Source organism: Amycolatopsis sp. SB7-3 (assembly GCF_041021335.1).
Classification (GTDB): domain Bacteria; phylum Actinomycetota; class Actinomycetes; order Mycobacteriales; family Pseudonocardiaceae; genus Amycolatopsis; species Amycolatopsis japonica.
The window spans coordinates 1,079,066-1,098,212 of sequence record NZ_JBFPJQ010000001.1; the positions used below are offsets into that span (position 1 = coordinate 1,079,066).

Genomic DNA, 19,147 nt, shown 5'->3' on the forward strand with positions numbered 1-19,147 from the left:
CGGGGAAGCGTTGTCGCCAAGACCCGAGCACACTGGGGTTCGGGGAAACAGGGAGAGACAGCATGGATCCGAAGAGGAAGGCCATCACCGCGGCGGTGGTGGGCACGGCGCTCGGTGTCGGCGGCCTCGCCGTCGTCGCGATGCCGGCCACCGCGGGCGACGCGCCCGTCCTGCCGCAGATCAGCGCCGAAGAGCTGGTGCAGTCGACGCTCAACGCGAAGCCGTCGGCGTTCGACGGGAAGGTCAAGGTCAGCAACGACCTCGGCCTGCCACAGGTCGGCAGCACCCTGCCCGGCGTCTCGGCGCTCGACGTCGACTCGGCGCAGATTTCGACCGACGGGGCGGGCAAGAGCAAGGTTTCGCTCACCGAGGGCTCCAGCCAGCAGACCATCGTCCGGAACGGCCAGACGGTCTGGGAGTACAGCTCCAAGGACAACTCGGCCACCAAGGTGACCATCCCGGACGGGCTGGCCAAGGAGCACCAGGAGAAGAGCAAGAACGTCGACCCGGCGACGGTGGCGTCGGAACTGCTCGGCAAGGTGCGCGAGAGCAGCACGATCGCCGTCAGCGGGACGGCCTCGGTGGCGAACCGGTCCGCGTACGAACTGGTGCTGACCCCGAAGCCGACCGAGCGGACGCTCCTGCGCGAGATCCGCGTCGCGATCGACGACCAGACCCGGCTGCCGCTGCGGGTCACGGTGCTGGCGAACGGCACTTCGTCCCCGGCGCTGGAGGTCTCGTTCAGTGAGATCAACTTCGCGGCCCAGCCGGCGTCGAACTTCGAGTTCACCCCGCCGAAGGGCGCGAAGGTGACCGAGAAGACCGCCGAGGTCGACCCGAAGAACCGTGAGCTGGCCGAGCAGGCGAAGTCCGACATCAAGGTCGTCGGCGACGGCTGGGACACCGCGATCACGGGCAAGATCCCGGCCGACGCGCTGTCGAAGGCCGGTCAGGCCAAGGACGAGGAAGGCCGTCAGGTCGACCCGAAGGCGCTGCTTTCGCGGTTCGCCAAGCCGGTCAGCGGTGCCTGGGGCAGCGGCTGGCTGGTGACCACCAAGGTCGGCAGCGGCGTGCTGACCGACGACGGCCGCTACGCCGTCGGCGCGGTGCCGGAGCAGGTCCTCTTCGAGGCTTTGGCCGCGAAGTGACCACCACTTTCGAAGCCGGGACGGACGCCTCCCAGGAGGCGTCCGCTCCGGCGGTACCCATGGCGGCCCGCACCAGGGGCCTGCGCAAGGTCTACGGCCGCACGGTGGCCGTGGACCACGTCGATCTCGACGTTCCCGAAGGCGCCGTGCTGGGGATGCTCGGCCCCAACGGTTCGGGCAAGACGACGACCATCCGGATGTTGCTCGGTCTCGTGCGGCCCACGGAGGGCGAGGTCGAACTCTTCGGCAAGAAGATGCCCGACGAGGCGGCGCACGCGCTGCCCGATGTCGGCGCGCTCGTCGAAGGACCGGGTTTCCACCCTTTTCTCTCCGGGCGCGAGAACCTGCTGCGCGTGGCCGCGGCCGAACCGAGGCTGGCCTCGGCCGGGATCCCCGGAGCGGTCGACGCGGCGCTTGAGCGCGTCGGCCTGACCGACGCCGCCACCCGGCGCTACAAGGGGTACTCGCTGGGGATGAAGCAGCGGATGGGGCTGGCGAGCGCGCTGCTCGTGCCGCGGCGGATGGTCGTGCTCGACGAGCCGACCAACGGCCTCGACCCGGCGGGCACCAGGGAGATCCGCCGGATCATCGCCGAACTGCACGCCGACGGTGTCACCGTGCTGGTGTCGTCGCATCTGCTGGCCGAGGTCGAGGCGACCTGTACGCATGTCGCGGTGCTCCAGTCCGGGAACGTGATCGCCCAGGGCGAGCTCTCGGAACTGCTGGAGTCGGGGAACGCGGCGCTGCTGGTGCGGACGCCGGACGCCGAACTCGCGGTGGAGACGTTGCGGGAGAACAGGATCGGCAGCAGGCTCACCCCGGACGGCGTCCGCGTGGACCTCACCGCCGCCGAGGCGCCCGACGTGCTGCGTCATCTGGTGACGGCCGGGGTGGCCGTGCACGAGGCGGCGCGGGCCCGGACCGGCCTGGAAGACCTGTTCGCCCGGCTGACCCAGCCGGAGTCCACTGTAGACGGTGAGGGGGAGTCGTGACCCACGCTCTGGCCGCGGCACCCGCGGCGAGGACCGGCCGGGACAGCATCGGCCTGCTCCGGCTGTATCGCGCCGAACTGCGCTGGATCTTCCGGCGGCCTCGCACGCTGGCCGTGCTGGGCCTGCTCGCGCTGATCCCGATCGTGATCGGGGTCGCGCTGACGCTGGTCGACGCGTCCGAAGCGGAAGGCGGCCGGGACGGCGCACTGCTGGCCTCCGCGATGAACAACGGGTTCGTCCTGCCGGTCGCGGCGCTGACCATGACCCTGGCGCTGCTCCTGCCGCTCGCTTCGGCGATGGCCGGGGCGGACGCGATCGCCGGTGAGACCGCGCACGGCACCTTGCGGGGCTGGCTCATCGCGCCGGTCGGCCGGGGCAGGCTGCTGGCGATCAAGGCGTTCGGCGTCGCCACCGTCTCGCTGATCGCGGTGCTGGCCATGACCTTCACCGGATTCGCCACCGGGCTGATCGTCAGTGGCGCCGATTCGATGTTCACCCTCACCGGCTCGACGCTGAGCGTGTGGGACGCGCTGGGCAGGCTGCTGGTGGTGGCGCTGTGGATCACCCTGCAGCTGTGGGCGGTCGGCGCGGTCGCGCTCGCGATCTCGTCGTTCACCGAACACCCGATGCTGGTGGTCGCCTCGGTGCTGGCGGGCACGATCGTGTTCACCATCCTCGGCTTCCTGGACGCGGTCTCGTGGCTGCATCCGTTCCTGCTCAACAAGGATTGGGCGCAGGCTCCGGCCGCGGTGCTGATGGATCCGCTGGACCTGTCGATGCTCGGCGAGGGCGCCTTGCGGGCCGCCTGCTACATCGTCATCGGCCTCTCGATCGCCTACTCGCGCCTGACCACCCGGGACGGCTGACCCGCGTTTCGTCCTCTGAATGCGGTCCTTGCACGCGCAACCACCGCATTCAGAGGACTAAGTGCTAGCAGAAGACGGCCGTCGCCATGGAGACCACGGCTTCGGTGGACGGGTCCCGCCCGTGCGGGTTGAGGGACAGGGTCAGCGACTTGCCCTTCCCGTCGGTGAAGGCGACGGTGAGGTAGCCGATCAGCTGTCCCGTGTGCCCCCACACCGGTTTCGGGCCGGTCGCACAAGGGATCGCGAACTCCTGCAAGCCCAGGCCGTACCGGAACAGCGGGACCGCTTCCCTCATCCGCCGCATCTCCGTCAGGCTCGCCTCGCTCGTCAGCCTGCCCTCGATCAGGGCGGTGGCGAAGGTGGTCAGGTCGCGGGTGGTGGAGACCATCTCACCGGCCGCCCAGTCCAGCGAGGGGTCCATGTCGGTGGCGTCCACGATCGACGGCGGGGTCGTGGGCAGCGGTTCGTAGCCGCGGGCGTGCGGAACGGGCAAGGACGAGTGGTGGCCCGGGACGCTGGTGTGCGTGAGGTGGAGCGGGCGCAGGATCCGCCGTGTCACCTCCTCGCCGTACGGGCGTCCGGTCAGCTTCTCGATCAGCAGACCGGCGACGACGTAGTTGGTGTTCGAGTAATGCCAGGACTCGCCCGGGTTCTCGAAGTCCGGGCCTTTCGCGAACGCCACCTTCAGCAGTTGCGAAGGCGTGTAGTCGTCGAAGCGGGCATCGGCGCGCCAGCGGTTGGTCGAGTACCCGGGCTCACTCATGTAGTCGTGCAGGCCGCTGGTGTGCTGCAGGACGTGCCGGACGGTGACGCGACCGCCGTCGGGCACGACACCGGGCAGGTGGCGCTCGATCGGATCGTCGAGCGCCAGCCGTCCCTCGTCTGTCAGCTGCAGGAGGACGGTGGCCGCGAAGGTCTTGGTGACGCTGCCGATCCGGAAATGACCGCCGGCGACGGCGGGCGCGCCGGAGGCCAGATCGCGCACGCCCACCGCGTCCGACCACTGGCGGGTGCCGTTCCGGACGTGGATCAGCCCGGCGGTGATGTCCCGGCCGTCGGCGAGGGCGGTGAGCCTGCCGCGCAACTCGGCGACCGGGATATCCGGCGTGGCCGGTGCGGCGGCCGGAACGACCGCGAGAACGAAGGACAAGATCGTCTTCAGGAGCATGGAGACGACGGTATGGCGGCCGAACCCCGCGGACACTGCGGAAAACCGCAGGTTTCGCGCCGGAGTACCGCATTCAGCCGGAGTACCGCATTCAGAGGACTAAATGCGGAGTTGGGCGACGCCGTCCGGGTCCAGAGCGAGCCGGACGGTGTCCCCGGGACGCAGGTCGGCGGTCACCGGCGCGACGGCGTCCACAGTGGACAGATCGCCGCCGGGTGCGACCACGAGCCGGACGTGCTCTCGCCGGTGCACGACGGCGACGACCTCGCCTTCGACGCCGTCCGGAGCCACGCGGAGTCCGTGCGGCCGCAGCCCCAGCCGCACCGCTCCGTCCTCGACGTCGGGCAGCGCGACCTCGCCGAGCGGAGTCCGCACCACACCACCGGAAGCTTCGCCGTCGACGAACGTGGTCACGCCGAGGAACCGTGCCACGCCCTCGTCCACCGGCTGCCGCCAGACACGGCGCACCGCGCCCTCCTGCCGGATCTCGCCGTCTTCGAGCACGGCGACGCGGTCGGCGAGCGTGAACGCCTCTTCCTGATCGTGCGTGACCAGCAGCGCGGTGATCTTGCTGCGCCGCAACAGGGCGGCGAGGTCGATCGCCAGCTGTTCCCGCAGTCCGGCGTCCAAACCGGACAGTGGTTCGTCCAGCAGCAGCAACCGCGGCTCCGGAGCCAGGGCGCGGGCGAGCGCCACTCGCTGCGCCTGCCCGCCGGACAGCTCGGTCACCCTCCGCCGCTCGTAGCCGACGAGCCCGACCAGCTCCAGCAGCGCACGGACGCGGTCCGCGTGCTCCGCGCGCGGCACGTCGTGCATCCGCAGGCCGAACGCGATGTTCGAGGCGACGTCCTTGTGCGGGAACAGCTGCCCGTCCTGGAAGACCAGCCCGAACTCCCGCCGGTGCACCGGGACACCGGCGAGATCCTCGCCGTCCCACCGCACGGTGCCCGACGTCAGCGGCTCCAGCCCGGTGATCGCCCGCAGCAGCGTCGACTTCCCCGATCCGGACGGGCCGAGCAGCGCCAGCACCTCGCCGTCGGCGATGTCCAGCCGGGCGTCCTTCACCGCCGCGAAGGATCCATAGTGGACGGTCAGATCCCGTACCGACAGCGACACTAGAACTCCCCTACCGAATTCTGCCCGCGGACCGCGCCGAACCGGTCGATCAGCACCACCGCCACCACGGTCACGATCATGAGCAGCGCGCAGGCCGCGTAGGCCATCTGGTTGTTCAGCTCCCCCGGCCGCGAGATCAGCGTCGCGACGGCGACCGGCAGCGTCGGCGCGTCCGGCCTGGCCAGGAAGCTCGTCGCGCCGAATTCGCCGAGCGCGACCACGTACCCGAACCCGGCCGCCGCGACCAGCGAACGCGCCGTCAGCGGGAGATCGATCTCGCGCCACACCCGGCCGGGGCTCGCGCCGAGTGTCGACGCGGCCTGCCGCAGCCGGACGTCGACCGACCGCAGCACCGGCAGCACCATCCGCACGATCAGCGGGATGATCACCAGCGCCTGCGCGAGCGGCACCAGCAGCGGCGACGTCCGCAGATCGCCCGGCAGCGCGTCGAGCGTGACGAGATAACCGAAACCGACGGTCACCGCGGACACACCCAGCGGCAGCATCAGCGCGGCGTCCATCGTCTCGCCCATCCCCCGCGCCAGCCTGCCGGGCGTGCGGCGCAGCGCCACCAGCACGACCGAGGCCAGCACCCCGACGATCATCGCGAGCGTCGTCGCGTCGAACGCCGTCCGCAGTGACATCGACGCCGCGTCCCAGCCCGAGATCTGGAGCGCGTTACGGGAGCCTTGCCCGGCGAGCGCTTCGTACCCGGCGAAGCTCCAACCGTCCGAAGTGGACACGGATTCGACCAGCAGCGCCACGATCGGCGTCATCAGGAGCGCGATCACCGCGAGCCCGGCGGCCACCGCCCACCACTCGCCACCCCTCGGCCTCCGCGCGGTCTCGCTCCGCGAACGCAGCCGCACCGCGTTCTCCCGGCGCCGCCTCGCGAGCGCGCCCACGACGAGCGCGGCGACGACGGCGGCGAACTGCACCAGCGACAACGCGGCCGCGCCGGAGAGGTCGAGCAGTTCGACGGTGCGCAGGTAGATCTCGGTCTCCAGCGTGCGGTACTTCGCCCCGCCGAGGATGAGCACGACCCCGAAACTGGTGGCGCAGAACAGGAAGACCACCGCGGCCGAGGACGCGACGGCCGGCGCGAGCGCGGGCAGCGTCACCGAACGGAAGGCGCGCCACGGCGACGCGCCGAGCGCACGGGCCGCGTCAACCGTCCGCGGGTCGAGATGGCTCCACAGCCCGGAAACCGTGCGCGCGACGACGGCGACGTTGAAGAAGGCGTTGGCCAGCACCAGCGGCAGCAGCCCGCCATCGGGCCAGAGCGCGCGGAACGCCAGGCCGACCACGACGGTCGGCAGCACGAACGGCACCAGCACGAGTGTCCGGACCAGCGAAACCCCCGGCAGCCGCACCCGCGCGAGCAGGAACGCGACCGGCAGCCCCGCGAGCACCGCGACGATCGTCGAAACCCCGGCACTGGCGACGGTGAATCCCGCGAGTTTCCAGGTCAGTGGGTCCCCGATGGCCGTACCGACGCCGCCGGAGCCGAAGCCCCGGCCGATGATCGCCGCGACCGGCCAGGCGAAGAACACCACGAGGAAACCGAGCGGCAGCACGGCGAGTGCGACCAGCCCGGTCCCTCGGAAAGTCGGCCTGGGGGTGCTCAGCCTTCGAGTAGCGTGCGCCACTGCGCGATCCACTGCTCGCGCCCGGCCTGGATCTTGGCCGGTTCGAGCGTCTTCGGCTGCTGCGGCAGCGGCGCGGCCTGCGCCCAGCCCTGCGGGAGCTCGACACCCTGACGGGCCGGGTACACGTACATGTTGCTCGCCACGGTGACCTGGAACTGCTGCGACAGCAGGAAGTCGACGACCTTGCGGGCCTTCTCGACCTGCTTGCCGCCCGCCAGCACACCCGCGTACTCGACCTGGCGGTAACAGGTGTCCAGCAGCGCCTTCGTGCGCGGCTTGCCGTCGTCGCCGATCTCGGCGGCGGGCGAGGAGGCGTAGGAGACGACGATCGGGCGCGGGCCCTTGCCCGAGGAACCGGAGAACTCCTTGGAGTAGGCCTCTTCCCAGCCGCTGACCGTCTTGAGCCCGTTGGCCTTCAGCTGCGTCCAGTACCCCTGCCAGCCCTGCTCGCCGAACTGGGCGACGGTGCCGAGCAGGAACGCCAGCCCCGGCGACGACGTCGCTGGGCTCTCGGCGACCATCAGGTCCTTGTACTTGACGTCGGTCAGATCCGCGAACGACTTCGGCTCCGGGATCCCCTTGTCCACGAAGTACCGCGTGTCGATGTTGACGCAGACGTCGCCGAGGTCGACCGCGGAGAGCCGGTGGCCGGGGTCGACGGAGTAGCGCTGCGGGCCGCGATCCGCCTCCGGGCTGGTGTACTGCTCGAAAACGCCCTCGGTGAGCGCGCGCGAGGCGAACGTCGAGTCGATGCCGTACGCGACGTCACCGATCGGATTCGCCTTGGTGAGCACCAGTTTGTTGGTCAGCGCGCCCGCGTCACCCTGCTTGAGCACGGAGATCTTGATCCCGGACTGCCGCTCGAACGCGTCGAGGACGTCCTGGGGCGCGAGCCACGAGTCGTGTGTCACGAGCGTGACCGTCGCCGGCGCCTGCGGGTCGTTCCCCGTGTTCCCGGAGAGCGAGCAGCCCGCGACGAGGGCGGCCACCGTGCCAGCCGCAACGACCGTGCGGAGGGCGCGTTTCATCTAGCCTCCTGCGTTCTTCAAGGGGGGACCCGTGGCAAACGTGCAGCGTAGCCGACGGCGTACCACCATGGAGTCATGGCGGAAATCTTGAACGACCAGCAGGCCGACGAAGCCGTGACCAAGCTCTCCGGCTGGACCCGTGACGGTGTGACGATCGAGCGGACGGCGAAGCTGCCGAGCTTCCCCAAGGCCATCGAAGCGGTGGACAGGGTGGCCGAATTGGCAGAGGCGGCCGACCACCATCCCGACATCGACATCCGCTGGCGGACGGTGACGTTCCGGCTGAGCACGCACTCCGCCGGAGGGCTGACGGAGAAGGACTTCTCGCTTGCGTCGCAGATCGACGGGGTACTCGCCGGCATGTGACGTCCGCTACGACCGCGCCACAACCCCGCTTCTCGGACGTCACCCCGGTAGGGACACAACGAGAAAGGACGAGTGATGACGCAGGCGATCGTGGTGGGGTTCTCGGCGTTCGGCGCGATGGTGGCGGCGGCCGCCGGAGTGCTCTGGTACACCGCGCGCGAACGGCATCACCAGCACGATCAGTGATCTTGATCACACCGGCGCTTCGAAGGTAACGCGGAGCCTGATCAACGCGCTGTTCCGGGCGGACCTGTCGCTTCTCTCCCCCGGGGAACCGCCGTGAACAACGCCTCCATCACCGCCGCCCAGCGCGCCTGGGTGACCACCTTCGCCGCCGCCATCACGCTGCTGACGATCGTCGTACTGGGCCTCCTCGGCTAACCGGAGTACGCCTCGCGGGCGGCGACGAGCTCCGGAAGGTGCTCCGCCGCCCATTTACGGCACGCCTCCATCGGCTCGAACAACGTCCGGCCGAGCGGGGTGAGCTCGTACTCCACCCGCGGCGGCGTCTCGTCGTACGCCGTCCGCGTGATCATGCCGTCGCGCTCCAGAGCCCTGAGGGTCTCCGTGAGCACCTTCGACGTGACTCCTCTCAAGGGCACACGCAGCTCGGAGAACCGGCGCGGCCCTTCTTCCAGGCACTGCACGACCAGGCCCGCCCATTTGTCGCCGATCCGGAACGGGGTCAGGTTCGACGGGCAGCCGGGCGCGAACATGTCGGGACTCAACGGCTTCACCCGTTCGAAGTTACCCTCGCCCACGCCGCCAGTTCGACCGCCGCTTCCCGGTAGGTGCGCGAGCCGGTGGACATCGCGATGACCAAGTCTTACGCGGCGCGCGGCGGCCTCTTTGGTATCAGGAGGTCGTACGCAAAACCGCGTAGGCCTGATTGCCGCTTCCGGGCCGACGCCCCCAGCCGCCGTGAGCGGGACTCTTCAGTGGTCTTGAAACCCAGTGAGGAGCTCGCCATGAACCGTTCCACCGCCGCCGTCGCCAACGCCTTCTTCCTCTTCGTCGGTGTCGCCGGCCTGATCATCCAGATCGTTTCGGGCGTCCCGGGTTTCCCGGACATCCCGCCCGGCCCGTTCATCCTCGGCGTGACCGGGATCCTCGTGCTGACGCTGGCCGCCAAGTACCGGTGGATCCTCTTCCTCGGCGTCGCCGCGCCCGTGTTCATCCTCGTCGGCGCGCTGCTCGAAGGGTCGTTCTGGGGACGGCTCGCCGACGTCGGCGACTTCGGGCCCTTCGTCGGGACCGTGCTGCTGATCGGCGGGGTGATCGCCGCGGCGGTCTCCGGCGTCGTCGCCGTCTCGGCGGCCTACCGCCGGGCCGCCGTGCGCTGAACCGGAAAAAGGGGACGATCGGAGGTTGCTCCGGTGACCGGCGCACTATTGGCTACTCGGACGAGTTTCTTCGAGAAGTGAGGGGTGTTCCATGGCAGGTCTGCGCAGACGTGAGGTGCTCGCGGGCGCGGTGGCACTGGCGGGCGCGGCGACGATCGGGCTTAACCCCGGCACCGCCGCCGCGGCCACCCAACAACGTCCGGGCGCGCAGTTCCCGCCGTCGCTGGACTTCGGCGACTATCCCGTGATCGCGCGGGTGCGGTCGCGGCGGGCGCTGGAACACCTGCGGGTGCTCAGCGACAAGATCGGCCCCCGGATCGCCGGTACCGAAGGCGAACTGCGGGCCAGGGACTACATCGCGAAGGTGCTTCGCGACCTGCGCTACCAGGTGACGTTGCAGCCGTTCCCGATCGCCGACAAGTTCCTCGGCACCCTGACGATCGGACGTGACAGCTGGCAGACCGGCTCGTCGCCGCAGGGCGCGCAGGACGTCACCCGTGAGGCCGTCGTCGTCGACGCCGGTGACGGCAGCACCCTGCCCGACGACCTGACCGGCAAGATCGTGCTGATCGCCGCCGTCGCGAACAAGGCCGACGCGTACCTGACGGCGGCGCAGCGCGGAGCGGACGCCGTGCTGCTCGGCCGGATCGGCGCCGACCCGGCCCGCAAGCTGTCCGCCTTCTCCCCGACGCTCGCCACCCCGGTCACCATCCCGGTGCTGGGCCTGGCCCAGGTGCAGGTGGAGCGCCTGCGCGAACGGCTCGCCAAGGGCTCGGTCACGGTCAAGGCGACGGCCACGCACCACAAGAACCTGACGTCGTACAACGTCATCGCCGAGCGGCCGGCCACGTTCCCCGGCAAGGACGAAGGCGTGGTCATGGTGACCGCGCACTACGACAGCGTCCCCGGTTCCCCCGGCGCCAACGACGACGGCAGCGGCACCGTGCTCTGCCTGGAGCTGGCGCGCGTCCTGCGGTACCTGCCGACGAACAAGACGCTGCGGTTCGCGCTGTGGGGTTCGGAGGAGTACGGGCTGATCGGCTCGCGGCACTACGTCAAGAACCTGTCCGACCCGGAGGCGCAGCGGATCGCGGGCTGCTTCCAGAACGACATGGTCGCCACCAGCTGGGACCCGGCCGTCACCTACTGGCTGCTTTCGGTCGACGGTGCGGACAACGCCACGACCGCGGCCGTCAACGCCGCCGCCAAGCGGCTCGGCTACGACCCGCGGGTGAAGGGTCCGGTGGCGCGCGGTTCGAGCGACCACGTGCCGTTCTTCGAACGCGGGATCGCTTCGGGCAACTTCAGCTGGCGTGGCGAAACCGGCCCGGCGCTGCTGGAGCCGACCTACCACACGCCGGAAGACACCATCAAGGACAACGTCTCCCTTGAGCGGCTTCAGGTTTCGCTGGAGCTGATCGGTTCCGCCGCGTACAGCCTGCTGCGGAAGTGAGGCTCGCCGGGTGTCCTCATCGGGGGACACCCGGCACCCCCTCAACGTGTGTAGTCCACCGCTCCCAAGGCGATCGGGGCCGGGTTCTTCGCGACCCAGGCGACGGCGAGCTCGCTCAAGCGATCGAGGTGGTCGTCCGCCCCGCGGCCCGACCGGATCTGCTTGGCGATCTCCTTGGCCTCACGGAGTTCTTCCTCGCCGAGAGGTTCGCCCTGCGCGAGGAAACCCGGGAACGCGTCGGCCATCGCGCGATAGGCACGGTCCCAGTTCGCCCCGCCGTTGCGGAACATCTCGTCGGAGATCCGGCCGGTGACGCGGATGGCCTCGCACTGCACCGTCGCGCCCGCGCCGCTCGACGGCACGAGAAGCTCCCACAGCGCTTTGTGCCGCTCCTGCCAGGATCCGTCGGGCACGACGATCGGCGAAACCCCGTCGTGCTTCGACCGCCGCGCGACCGGCTCGACGTCGAAGAACCGGTACAGCTCGCTGAGCGCGGCGTCGGTCTCTTCGAGGAGGTCCCGGTTGAAGGTCTCGCGGTGGAACTCGAAGCCGCTACCGATCCGTTCGACCTTCTGGCGCATCTCGGCCGTGATGCTCGCTCCGTGGTCGAGCAGCAGCTTCGCGATCTCGGCGGACTCGCGGAGGTAGGCGTTTTCCGTACTGATCAGGCATCGCATCAGCAACGAGTCAGCGCGCCTGTCGTGAATCGCGGTCGACGCCCCGTGCTCGATCAGCACTCGCACGGACTCGGTCCTCAGCCTCTCGACCGCCGCCTGAAGCGGCGTTTTCCCGGAGGTGTCGACCGCATCGATGTCCGCGCCGAGCGAGAGCAGCAAAGGAATCTGCTTCGTGGCACCGCGGGAAGCCCGCGCGTGAAGCGGTGTCCTGCCGTAGCTGTCCGGGGTGTCGACGGCGAGCCCCTGCCCGGTCAGCCAGACGATGAGCTCGTCCGGGCACTCCGGAAAGCCGATCGCGGTCCCCTTGCTGTAGCCGCCCCGCGCGTCGATCTCGCATTTGCCGAAGACGGCTTTGAGTTCGTCCACCGATGCCGAGGTCAGCATCTCCTGGAAGTCCTTGGGAAGGGTCTTTCGCTTTCGTGCCATCGTCTTCGCCTTTCAGCCGAACTTCGGGCGCAGCTGTTCGCGCATCGTCCGGAAGTTCTTCGGCTTCACGGCCCAGCGGTCCTCGTCGGTGTCCTCGAACGTCACTTCGTACTTTCCGGCCGTCCGGTCGAACTGCACGAGGATCTTCACCGGCAGCTTGTCGCCGGGTCGGTAGTAGCCGCCAAGGTACGCGTCCACCGCGGCTTCGATACTCGACCACTTGCAGGCCACGGGCGCGATGACGTCTCCGGGCGAGTACGCGTACCCATACGCACTGCGAAACCCCTCCCCGAATTCCAGGATCATCGCCAGCGATTCCCAGCCGTCGGCCGGTCCCGTGGCATCGACCAGCGATCTGATGAGATCGACGGCGTCGTCGTTCGGCACTATTCTCCTCGGATTCGGTTACCGCGCGGCTGCGGAGATCCTACGATCCCGGCCATGAACGGCGTGCTGACCAGCGTGGTCGCGATCTCCGGCACCTTGGCCGGTTCGACCCTCACGTACCTGCTCGGATTGCTGAACACGCGGCGAACGGAGCGGACCGCTCGCGACGAACGGCTTCGGCAGGAACGGATCGCCGCGTACGTGGCCTTCGCCGAAGCCATGACCGAACTGCGGCAAGGCGTGATCGCGAAATGGTTCCTCAAGCAGCGCTCGGCGCCGGACGAGGAGATGCGGGCCGCGCACACGGAATCCGACAAGCGCGGGGCGACGGCCGATCACGCGCGGCTCAGGATCCAGATGCTCACCGACGATTCCGAAATCCTCCGACTCGTCGACGCCACCTTCGAGCCGATCGAGGCCCTGCACCGAGCTCCGGATCTCGCCGCCGTGAAACAGCATGAAGAACGCAGCCAGGAAACCCTGTCCGTGTTCATCCGAACCGCCGGGCGGCAAGTCCGGGGCCTTCCCTGACGAAGTCACGACCAGCGCTCGAGCTCGGCGTCGATACGGGGGTCGGTGCGGACCCACACTTCCCCGGTGGGGGCTCCGGGCGGGGCGTCGACGCGCTCGAGTCCGAGCGTCCGGACCAAGGCCAGGAGCTCGTCCCGCGCCTCCCCCACGTCCTCGACCGTGTTGCCGTCGAAGAGGACGTAGTGCACGTCCCAGCGATCGTTGTACCCGGAGTCGGCCCAGATCTTGCAGAAGCGATCCACCGTCTCCTGGTCGAACGGCGCGGGCTGTTCCCGAGGGGCAGCGGCGAACCCCTTCTCGATGTCCTCGTCGCTCCACCACGCCACTTCCTCCGCCACCGCGGCGGGGGTGAAGTCCTGCAACGAGAGAAGACCTTCCAGCAACCAGCCGACCCCGGTCTCCCTGACGTCCAGTCGTGCCTCCTGCAGCCGGGACACCAGTCCTTCCGACATGGTGCACGGTCCCGAGAAGGTGAAGATGCCACCGGCGGCCACCAGGCCGCCGACCTCGATCGTCGTCTCCGTCTCGGGCGCGTCCTTCACCATGGCGAGGAGGTCCGCCGGCACACCGTCGTACAGGGCGGCCTGTGCCTCCGGGTCTTCGTAGAAGTTGAGCGCGCTGGTGTGGTCGAAGGTCGTCACCAGGCCGCGTCCGTCGGCGGTGAACCAGGCGTTGACCGTGTCGCCGCCGCCGTTGCCGAAGCCGAAGTGCGTCACCCCGTCGACCGTCGTCGGCTCGTGTCCGTCGATGACGGTCAGGATCTCCAGGCGACGGCGCAGCTCGCGCGGATGGGTCCGCCGCAACACGGACCCGTCGAACTCGAAGCGGAGCCTCGCCCGGTCGAGGGCGGCGACGTCCGGCAACCACGGCCCGCTGCGGTCGAGCGCGGCCGAACCGCCGCGGACGAAGTTCGCCACCTGGCTCCGGTAGTCGCCGCCGTTGGTGACGAGGCGGTACTCGACCTGCGAATCCTGCGCGCCTTTGATCCGGCAGATGGTGCCGGCGTCGTACATGAGCAGCAGCGCCTCTTCGTTCTCCTCGTCCTCGATGCAGAACGTGGCGTTGTCGTCGGCACGGTGCCGGTCGACGAACTCCCGGAACGCGTCGGGCGCGGATCGCGCACCGCCCGGCACCCACTTCTGCTCGTTTTCCTTGTCGTCACTGAAGGTCAGTGGCCTCATCGTCGTCCTTCCGAACACAGCGGGAAACTCATCGGGCGCGCCCACGGTTGGCGTCGTACCGCTGGACGAGCGACCAGTCGGACCGCTCGGTCGCGGAACCCAACGCGGCGAAGAGCCGTCCGCGCCCGAGCAGTTCGACGTCCGCGCCCTGGGCGACGAGCCGCCGTACGTCCCAGCGGATGTCCTGGAAGAACAGCTCCACTTCGGCGGGAGCCCCGAGACGGATCGGGTCCAGCAAGGCGACCGCCGCGCGTTCGTCGAGCGGCCGCCGGATCCCGGCGGCCGTGCAGAGCGGCAGGATCGCGCTCCACAGCAGCAGATGCCGGACCAGATCGCCGCGGATCACCGCGAAATGGGCTTCCGAAATCGGGAGGGTGAACCTGCGAGGGTCGTGGTTGGCGTCGGCTCCGGCGCCGAGTTCGAGGACGAGCTCGCCGTTCTCGCGGATCACTCGCGGGATCCAACCGTTCTCACGGGCGAAGAGGACCTCGGTCATGACGCCCAGCCTCGGGCGACCTGGCCGAGAACGTCGACGATCTCGCGCGACACGACCTCCAGCTGACCGCGGCTGCCGATGATCGGCCGAGGGTAGGGCGGGTCCGGTTCCGGCTCGCCCTGGGAGAGCCGGATGGCGCGCGTGATCGCGTGCAGCATCTCGGGCTCCCCCTGCCGCTCGCCGCTAGCGAGCACCGCCAGGCGGCACTCCTGGGAGTTGAGTCCGCGTCCGAGCTGGACCGTCAGGCTGCACACGACGCCGCTGGCGGTCAGCAGGGAGTCTTCGTCGTAGACACCCGTCGCCTCGGCCGCCCAGTCGCGCCGGGCGTCGCACCAGCGGTACCAGTTCTCCGCGAAGTCCGTGCGCGCCAGAGCGCGGGCAAGCGGCGAGAGGGCGGGGCTCGTCATGCGGTTCATCCTCGGTCCGTGGCGGCGTGCTCGAATGGCCGCATGAAGAAGACGAAACGGCGGCCGTTGCGGTTCCTCGTGATCGCGCGCACGGCGCCCGGCCACCACCCGCACCCCATGGAAATGGCCGTCAACCCGGCAGGCGCCGCTTCCCGCTTCTCGATCTCGGTGGGCCCGCATCCGGTGAACGCGGGCGGACAGGTTCCGCTCTCCGCTGTGCTCGACGAGACGCGAACCGGGCTCGATCCGCTCTGGGAAAAGGACTTCGACGCCGCCGAGCTGCACTGGGCGGTTCCGTACCTCGTCCGTCTTCAGGCCGGTGAGGACGTGGCGGACGAGATCGTGGCGGCCTACACGGCGCGGCACGGCGAGGCACCCGCGACGATGTTCCAGGACCGCTACGGCGTGTGATTCACCCGTCGGACTTCCAGGAGCGTGCGCGAAGAGCCTCGCCGCGGTCGGCGTAGTCGAGGGTGCCGACGACTTCCCCGCCGCGTTCCGCCTGCTGGAAACAGACGGAGCGGCGGGTGAACTCGACGAACCAGTCGTCGCTGTCGTTGATGTCGACGACGACGTGCTCGGCATCGTCATCGTCGTTGAGCGCGCCGAAGGCCTCGACGGAGATGTCGTCTTCGATCTCGACACCCCAGCGATCGGCGCTCATGCCCTTGGCTCCTCGGGGCATCAGACGTTGAAGCGGAACTCCACGACGTCGCCGTCCGCCATGACGTAGTCCTTGCCCTCCATGCGCACCTTGCCGGCGGACCGGGCGGCGGCCATCGAGCCGTTCTCGATCAGGTCGTCGAACGAGACGACCTCGGCCTTGATGAAGCCGCGCTCGAAGTCGGTGTGGATGACGCCCGCGGCCTGCGGGGCGGTCGCGCCCTGCGGGATCGTCCAGGCGCGCGACTCCTTGGGGCCGGCGGTCAGGTACGTCTGCAGGCCGAGGGTGTGGAAGCCGGCGCGCGCGAGGGAGTAGAGGCCCGGCTCGTGCTGGCCGACGGACTCCAGCAGCTCGCGCACGGACTCCTCGTCGTCCAGTTCCAGCAGCTCGGCTTCGACCTTGGCGTCGAGGAACACCGCGTCGGCCGGGGCGACCAGCTTGGCCAGCTCCTCGCGGCGCGACTCGTCGGTGAGGATGCCTTCGTCGGCGTTGAAGACGTAGAGGAACGGCTTCGTGGTGAGCAGGCTCAGCTCGCGCAGCGCCTCGAAGTCGACCTCCTTCTGCGCCTGGAAGAGGGTGCGCCCGGCGTCGAGGATCTCCTTGGCCTTGACCGCGTTGTCGAGCGCGGGCTTGTTCTCCTTCTTCGTCCGCGCTTCCTTCTCCAGCCGCGGCAGCGCCTTCTCCAGGGTCTGCAGGTCGGCGAGGATCAGCTCGGTGTTGATCGTCTCGATGTCGCTGCCCGGGTCGATCCGGCCGTCGACGTGGATCACGTCCGGGTCGTCGAACACGCGGATGACCTGGCAGATCGCGTTGGCCTCGCGGATGTTCGCGAGGAACTTGTTGCCTAGGCCCGCCCCCTCGGACGCGCCCTTCACGATGCCCGCGATGTCCACAAAGGACACGACGGCGGGCACGGTCCGCTCGGAGCCGAAGACCTCGGCGAGCTGGTCCAGCCGCGGGTCCGGCAGCGGGACGACGCCGACGTTGGGCTCGATCGTCGCGAACGGGTAGTTCGCCGCGAGCACGTCGTTGCGGGTCAGCGCGTTGAACAGGGTGGACTTGCCGACGTTGGGCAGGCCGACGATGCCGAGGGTGAGACTCACGGGCCAGAAGTCTACGTGCCGCCCGCCGCCCCATCCGCCGAGGCCTTGATCGCCGTGTCGGATTTCCGCCAGCCGCGCCTCCGACCTGGTGGCACGATCGATGTCATGACCGAGCAGACCCTGGCCGAACGGGCCGTGTGGCGCGACACCGAACGGTGTTACCGCGCCGTCGCCGCCCGTGATTCCCGGTTCGACGGCCAGTTCATCATGGCCGTCGCCACCACCGGGATCTACTGCCGTCCGTCCTGCCCCGCGTCGACGCCGAAGCAGCAGAACGTCCGCTTCTACCCGACGTCGGCGGCCGCGCAGTCGCACGGCTTCCGCGCCTGCCGCCGTTGCCTGCCCGACGCGGTCCCCGGTTCCCCCGACTGGGACATCCGGGCCGACCTCGCCGCACGGGCGATGCGGCTCATCTCGGACGGCACCGTCGAACGCGACGGCGTCCCGGGGCTCGCGCGACGGCTCGGCTATTCCGAACGCCAGCTCGGACGCGTCCTCACCGCGGAACTCGGCGCGGGGCCGCTGGCGCTGGCCAGGGCGCACCGGGCGCATTCGGCGCGGCTGCTGATCGAGATGTCCGGGCTTCCGCTGACGGACGTCGCGTTCGCGGCCGGGTTCTCCAGCGTCCGCCAGTTCAACGAGACGATCCGAGAGGTCTTCGCGACGACGCCTTCACAGCTTCGGGCGGCGAGCCTGCGGCGTCGCAAGGCCGAGGAGCTGCCGACCGGGACCCGGCTGAGCCTGCGGCTGCCGTTCCGGAAGCCGTTCGACGCGGACGGGGTGCTGGACTTCCTGGCCGACCGGGCCGTCCCCGGCGTCGAGCACGTGACGCGCGACGATTCCGGCGTGACCGGCTACGGCCGCACGCTGCGGCTCGCGCACGGCATCGGCGTGGTGTGGCTGACGGCGAAGGACGACCACGTCCGCTGCGACCTGCGGCTCACCGACCTGCGTGACCTGAGCAGCGCGGTGGCCAGGGTGCGGCGGCTGCTCGACCTCGACGCCGATCCCGAGGCGGTCTCGCGGGTCCTCGGGGCCGACCCGGCCCTCGCACCGCTGGTCGAGGCGATCCCCGGCATCCGGGTGCCCGGCGCGGTCGACGGCGACGAGCTCGTGCTGCGCGCGATGCTCTCCCCCGCCGAGACCGCCGCGCTCGCCGAGAGCCTCGGCGAACGCGTGCCCAGCTGCGACGAGTCACTCGAAGGGCTGACCACGGTGTTCCCGACGACGGCCCAGGTCGCCGAACACGGCCCGGAACGGGTGGCCGCCGTGGCCCGCGCGCTGGCGGACGAGGTGTCGGTCCACGTCGGCCGCGATCCCTTGGAGCTGCGGGCGGAACTGCTGGAGCTCCCGGGAATCGGGCCGGAGATCGCGGACTACGTCCTGATGCGGGTGCTCGGCGCGCCCGACGTCCTGCTGACCGGTGACCCGGCGCTGCGCCGTGGAGCGGCGGCGCTGGGCATCCCCGACGACGAAAAGACGCTGGCCGAACGCGGACGGGCCTGGCAGCCCTGGTCCTCGTACGCCGGCATGTACCTGCTGCGCGCTTGAAAGGAAAACCATGAGCATCGCGTATTGGTCCACAATGGACACGAAGATCGGCCCGTTCACCGCCGTCGTGGCGGGTGACGGGGCCGTGCTCGCCTCGGGCTGGACCGGCGACGTCGCCGAATTGACGACGCTGATCTCGCCGTCGCTCGCCCCCGGCGAGGTGAAGCAACGACGGGATCTGGGGCCGGTGAGCACCGCGATCCGCCGGTACCACGACGGCGACCTGGACGCCGTCGCCGATGTCGAGGTGCGGCAACGGTCCGGCGCTTTCCGGGAGCACGCTTGGGAAATCCTGCGGAAAGTGCCCGCCGGGGAGCCGGTGAGCTACGCGGAGTACGCGGCGCTGGCGGGGAATCCGGCGGCGGTGCGGGCGGCCGCGTCGGCGTGCGCGAAGAACGCGGCGGCGTTGTTCGTGCCGTGCCACCGGGTGGTGCGGACCGGCGGCGGTGTGGGGAACTTCCGGTGGGGTGTTCCGGCGAAGCAGTGGCTGCTGACCCACGAAGCGGCCTGACCTGCCCGTCCCGAGTGTCATGAAAGGGCCGTTCAGGACAAAAGATGTCCTGAACGGCCCTTTCATGACATTTCAAGGAGCGGG

Annotated in this window: 22 protein-coding genes; 10 read left to right on the plus strand and 12 right to left on the minus strand. The window is 69.7% G+C overall.

The genetic code is table 11. From position 1 onward, the window contains the following. Window positions 1-62: 62 nt before the first annotated feature. From AB8M46_RS05195 to AB8M46_RS05205, 3 genes are read left to right on the plus strand one after another with little or no spacing between them, the layout of a single operon-like run. The gene (locus AB8M46_RS05195; protein ID WP_038508511.1) at window positions 63-1,148 is read left to right on the plus strand and encodes a DUF2092 domain-containing protein; all 1,086 of its coding nucleotides are present in this window, start codon (window positions 63-65) and stop codon (window positions 1,146-1,148) included. Then, window positions 1,145-2,140: an ABC transporter ATP-binding protein gene (locus AB8M46_RS05200; RefSeq protein ID WP_240599807.1), complete on the plus strand. Its 996-nt coding sequence runs from the start codon at window positions 1,145-1,147 to the stop codon at window positions 2,138-2,140. Before AB8M46_RS05195 ends, AB8M46_RS05200 begins: the two co-directional genes overlap by 4 nt. Continuing rightward, window positions 2,137-3,006: an ABC transporter permease subunit gene (locus AB8M46_RS05205; RefSeq protein ID WP_350597244.1), complete on the plus strand. Its 870-nt coding sequence runs from the start codon at window positions 2,137-2,139 to the stop codon at window positions 3,004-3,006. The genes AB8M46_RS05200 and AB8M46_RS05205 overlap by 4 nt, the downstream gene beginning before the upstream one ends. A gap of 64 nt (window positions 3,007-3,070) precedes the next feature. Here AB8M46_RS05205 and AB8M46_RS05210 read toward each other — a convergent pair whose 3' ends face one another. The 4 genes from AB8M46_RS05210 to AB8M46_RS05225 form a co-directional block, all read right to left on the minus strand. Continuing rightward, window positions 3,071-4,174 (minus strand): serine hydrolase domain-containing protein, encoded by a 1,104-nt coding sequence (locus AB8M46_RS05210; RefSeq protein WP_394359673.1) that lies wholly within the window; start codon window positions 4,172-4,174, stop codon window positions 3,071-3,073. Between the two features lie 99 nt (window positions 4,175-4,273). Next, window positions 4,274-5,290: an ABC transporter ATP-binding protein gene (locus AB8M46_RS05215; RefSeq protein WP_037340935.1), complete on the minus strand. Its 1,017-nt coding sequence runs from the start codon at window positions 5,288-5,290 to the stop codon at window positions 4,274-4,276. Further along, entirely contained in the window at window positions 5,290-6,867 is a 1,578-nt protein-coding gene (locus AB8M46_RS05220; protein WP_394360846.1) for an ABC transporter permease, read from the minus strand. The genes AB8M46_RS05215 and AB8M46_RS05220 overlap by 1 nt, the downstream gene beginning before the upstream one ends. Window positions 6,868-6,914: 47 nt before the next feature. Next, complete coding sequence (locus AB8M46_RS05225; RefSeq protein ID WP_394359674.1) at window positions 6,915-7,967, minus strand: thiamine ABC transporter substrate binding subunit; 1,053 nt, start codon at window positions 7,965-7,967, stop codon at window positions 6,915-6,917. Between the two features lie 75 nt (window positions 7,968-8,042). Here AB8M46_RS05225 and AB8M46_RS05230 point away from each other — a divergent pair, with 75 nt between their 5' ends. Next, window positions 8,043-8,333, plus strand: a complete 291-nt coding sequence (locus tag AB8M46_RS05230; protein ID WP_394359675.1) for a 4a-hydroxytetrahydrobiopterin dehydratase — start codon at window positions 8,043-8,045, stop codon at window positions 8,331-8,333. 377 nt (window positions 8,334-8,710) lie between these two features. Here AB8M46_RS05230 and AB8M46_RS05235 read toward each other — a convergent pair whose 3' ends face one another. Further along, window positions 8,711-9,049, minus strand: a complete 339-nt coding sequence (locus AB8M46_RS05235) for a helix-turn-helix domain-containing protein (RefSeq protein ID WP_037342472.1) — start codon at window positions 9,047-9,049, stop codon at window positions 8,711-8,713. Between the two features lie 252 nt (window positions 9,050-9,301). On the opposite strand from AB8M46_RS05235, the gene AB8M46_RS05240 reads away from it, so the two are divergent. Both AB8M46_RS05240 and AB8M46_RS05245 read left to right on the plus strand, forming a co-directional pair. Next, window positions 9,302-9,676 carry a hypothetical protein gene (locus AB8M46_RS05240; protein ID WP_394359676.1) on the plus strand — a complete coding sequence of 125 codons (375 nt, stop codon included), beginning with the start codon at window positions 9,302-9,304 and terminating at the stop codon, window positions 9,674-9,676. A gap of 91 nt (window positions 9,677-9,767) precedes the next feature. Further along, window positions 9,768-11,129 carry a M20/M25/M40 family metallo-hydrolase gene (locus AB8M46_RS05245; protein WP_394359677.1) on the plus strand — a complete coding sequence of 454 codons (1,362 nt, stop codon included), beginning with the start codon at window positions 9,768-9,770 and terminating at the stop codon, window positions 11,127-11,129. 41 nt (window positions 11,130-11,170) lie between these two features. Here the strand turns inward: AB8M46_RS05245 and AB8M46_RS05250 are convergent, their stop codons facing one another. Continuing rightward, the gene (locus AB8M46_RS05250) at window positions 11,171-12,232 is read right to left on the minus strand and encodes an ankyrin repeat domain-containing protein (RefSeq protein ID WP_394359678.1); all 1,062 of its coding nucleotides are present in this window, start codon (window positions 12,230-12,232) and stop codon (window positions 11,171-11,173) included. A 12-nt stretch (window positions 12,233-12,244) separates the two neighbouring features. Then, the gene (locus AB8M46_RS05255; RefSeq protein WP_037340921.1) at window positions 12,245-12,619 is read right to left on the minus strand and encodes a hypothetical protein; all 375 of its coding nucleotides are present in this window, start codon (window positions 12,617-12,619) and stop codon (window positions 12,245-12,247) included. A 54-nt stretch (window positions 12,620-12,673) separates the two neighbouring features. On the opposite strand from AB8M46_RS05255, the gene AB8M46_RS05260 reads away from it, so the two are divergent. Next, complete coding sequence (locus AB8M46_RS05260; protein WP_073844768.1) at window positions 12,674-13,150, plus strand: hypothetical protein; 477 nt, start codon at window positions 12,674-12,676, stop codon at window positions 13,148-13,150. A gap of 5 nt (window positions 13,151-13,155) precedes the next feature. On the opposite strand, the gene AB8M46_RS05265 is transcribed toward AB8M46_RS05260, so the two are convergent. From AB8M46_RS05265 to AB8M46_RS05275, 3 genes are read right to left on the minus strand one after another with little or no spacing between them, the layout of a single operon-like run. Continuing rightward, on the minus strand, window positions 13,156-14,331 hold the full coding sequence (locus AB8M46_RS05265; RefSeq protein ID WP_394359679.1) for a DUF6357 family protein: 1,176 nt from the start codon (window positions 14,329-14,331) through the stop codon (window positions 13,156-13,158). 28 nt (window positions 14,332-14,359) lie between these two features. Beyond that, entirely contained in the window at window positions 14,360-14,827 is a 468-nt protein-coding gene (locus AB8M46_RS05270) for a DUF6357 family protein (RefSeq protein ID WP_394359680.1), read from the minus strand. After that, window positions 14,824-15,234, minus strand: a complete 411-nt coding sequence (locus AB8M46_RS05275) for a hypothetical protein (protein ID WP_394359681.1) — start codon at window positions 15,232-15,234, stop codon at window positions 14,824-14,826. Before AB8M46_RS05275 ends, AB8M46_RS05270 begins: the two co-directional genes overlap by 4 nt. Before the next feature lie 42 nt (window positions 15,235-15,276). Here AB8M46_RS05275 and AB8M46_RS05280 point away from each other — a divergent pair, with 42 nt between their 5' ends. Then, window positions 15,277-15,645 carry a hypothetical protein gene (locus tag AB8M46_RS05280; RefSeq protein WP_037340914.1) on the plus strand — a complete coding sequence of 123 codons (369 nt, stop codon included), beginning with the start codon at window positions 15,277-15,279 and terminating at the stop codon, window positions 15,643-15,645. 1 nt (window position 15,646) lies between these two features. Here AB8M46_RS05280 and AB8M46_RS05285 read toward each other — a convergent pair whose 3' ends face one another. Both AB8M46_RS05285 and ychF read right to left on the minus strand, forming a co-directional pair. Then, window positions 15,647-15,898, minus strand: coding sequence for a hypothetical protein (locus tag AB8M46_RS05285; RefSeq protein ID WP_394359682.1), 252 nt, complete (start codon window positions 15,896-15,898; stop codon window positions 15,647-15,649). A 20-nt stretch (window positions 15,899-15,918) separates the two neighbouring features. After that, window positions 15,919-17,001, minus strand: a complete 1,083-nt coding sequence (gene ychF, locus AB8M46_RS05290; RefSeq protein WP_037340910.1) for a redox-regulated ATPase YchF — start codon at window positions 16,999-17,001, stop codon at window positions 15,919-15,921. A gap of 105 nt (window positions 17,002-17,106) precedes the next feature. On the opposite strand from ychF, the gene AB8M46_RS05295 reads away from it, so the two are divergent. After that, window positions 17,107-18,552 carry a DNA-3-methyladenine glycosylase 2 family protein gene (locus AB8M46_RS05295; RefSeq protein ID WP_394359683.1) on the plus strand — a complete coding sequence of 482 codons (1,446 nt, stop codon included), beginning with the start codon at window positions 17,107-17,109 and terminating at the stop codon, window positions 18,550-18,552. Window positions 18,553-18,562: 10 nt separating this feature from the next. Beyond that, window positions 18,563-19,063 carry a methylated-DNA--[protein]-cysteine S-methyltransferase gene (locus AB8M46_RS05300; protein WP_394359684.1) on the plus strand — a complete coding sequence of 167 codons (501 nt, stop codon included), beginning with the start codon at window positions 18,563-18,565 and terminating at the stop codon, window positions 19,061-19,063. Window positions 19,064-19,147 lie beyond the last annotated feature (84 nt).

Coding starts and splice junctions, on each gene's coding strand:
- AB8M46_RS05195 (WP_038508511.1), top strand. CDS start 63: ATGGATCCGAAGAGGAAGGCCATCACCGCGGCGGTGGTGGGCACGGCG.
- AB8M46_RS05210 (WP_394359673.1), bottom strand. CDS start 4,174: ATGCTCCTGAAGACGATCTTGTCCTTCGTTCTCGCGGTCGTTCCGGCC.
- AB8M46_RS05225 (WP_394359674.1), bottom strand. CDS start 7,967: ATGAAACGCGCCCTCCGCACGGTCGTTGCGGCTGGCACGGTGGCCGCC.
- AB8M46_RS05230 (WP_394359675.1), top strand. CDS start 8,043: ATGGCGGAAATCTTGAACGACCAGCAGGCCGACGAAGCCGTGACCAAG.
- AB8M46_RS05235 (WP_037342472.1), bottom strand. CDS start 9,049: ATGTTCGCGCCCGGCTGCCCGTCGAACCTGACCCCGTTCCGGATCGGC.
- AB8M46_RS05240 (WP_394359676.1), top strand. CDS start 9,302: ATGAACCGTTCCACCGCCGCCGTCGCCAACGCCTTCTTCCTCTTCGTC.
- AB8M46_RS05245 (WP_394359677.1), top strand. CDS start 9,768: ATGGCAGGTCTGCGCAGACGTGAGGTGCTCGCGGGCGCGGTGGCACTG.
- AB8M46_RS05250 (WP_394359678.1), bottom strand. CDS start 12,232: ATGGCACGAAAGCGAAAGACCCTTCCCAAGGACTTCCAGGAGATGCTG.
- AB8M46_RS05260 (WP_073844768.1), top strand. CDS start 12,674: ATGAACGGCGTGCTGACCAGCGTGGTCGCGATCTCCGGCACCTTGGCC.
- AB8M46_RS05265 (WP_394359679.1), bottom strand. CDS start 14,331: ATGAGGCCACTGACCTTCAGTGACGACAAGGAAAACGAGCAGAAGTGG.
- AB8M46_RS05270 (WP_394359680.1), bottom strand. CDS start 14,827: ATGACCGAGGTCCTCTTCGCCCGTGAGAACGGTTGGATCCCGCGAGTG.
- AB8M46_RS05275 (WP_394359681.1), bottom strand. CDS start 15,234: ATGACGAGCCCCGCCCTCTCGCCGCTTGCCCGCGCTCTGGCGCGCACG.
- AB8M46_RS05280 (WP_037340914.1), top strand. CDS start 15,277: ATGAAGAAGACGAAACGGCGGCCGTTGCGGTTCCTCGTGATCGCGCGC.
- AB8M46_RS05285 (WP_394359682.1), bottom strand. CDS start 15,898: ATGAGCGCCGATCGCTGGGGTGTCGAGATCGAAGACGACATCTCCGTC.
- AB8M46_RS05295 (WP_394359683.1), top strand. CDS start 17,107: ATGACCGAGCAGACCCTGGCCGAACGGGCCGTGTGGCGCGACACCGAA.
- AB8M46_RS05300 (WP_394359684.1), top strand. CDS start 18,563: ATGAGCATCGCGTATTGGTCCACAATGGACACGAAGATCGGCCCGTTC.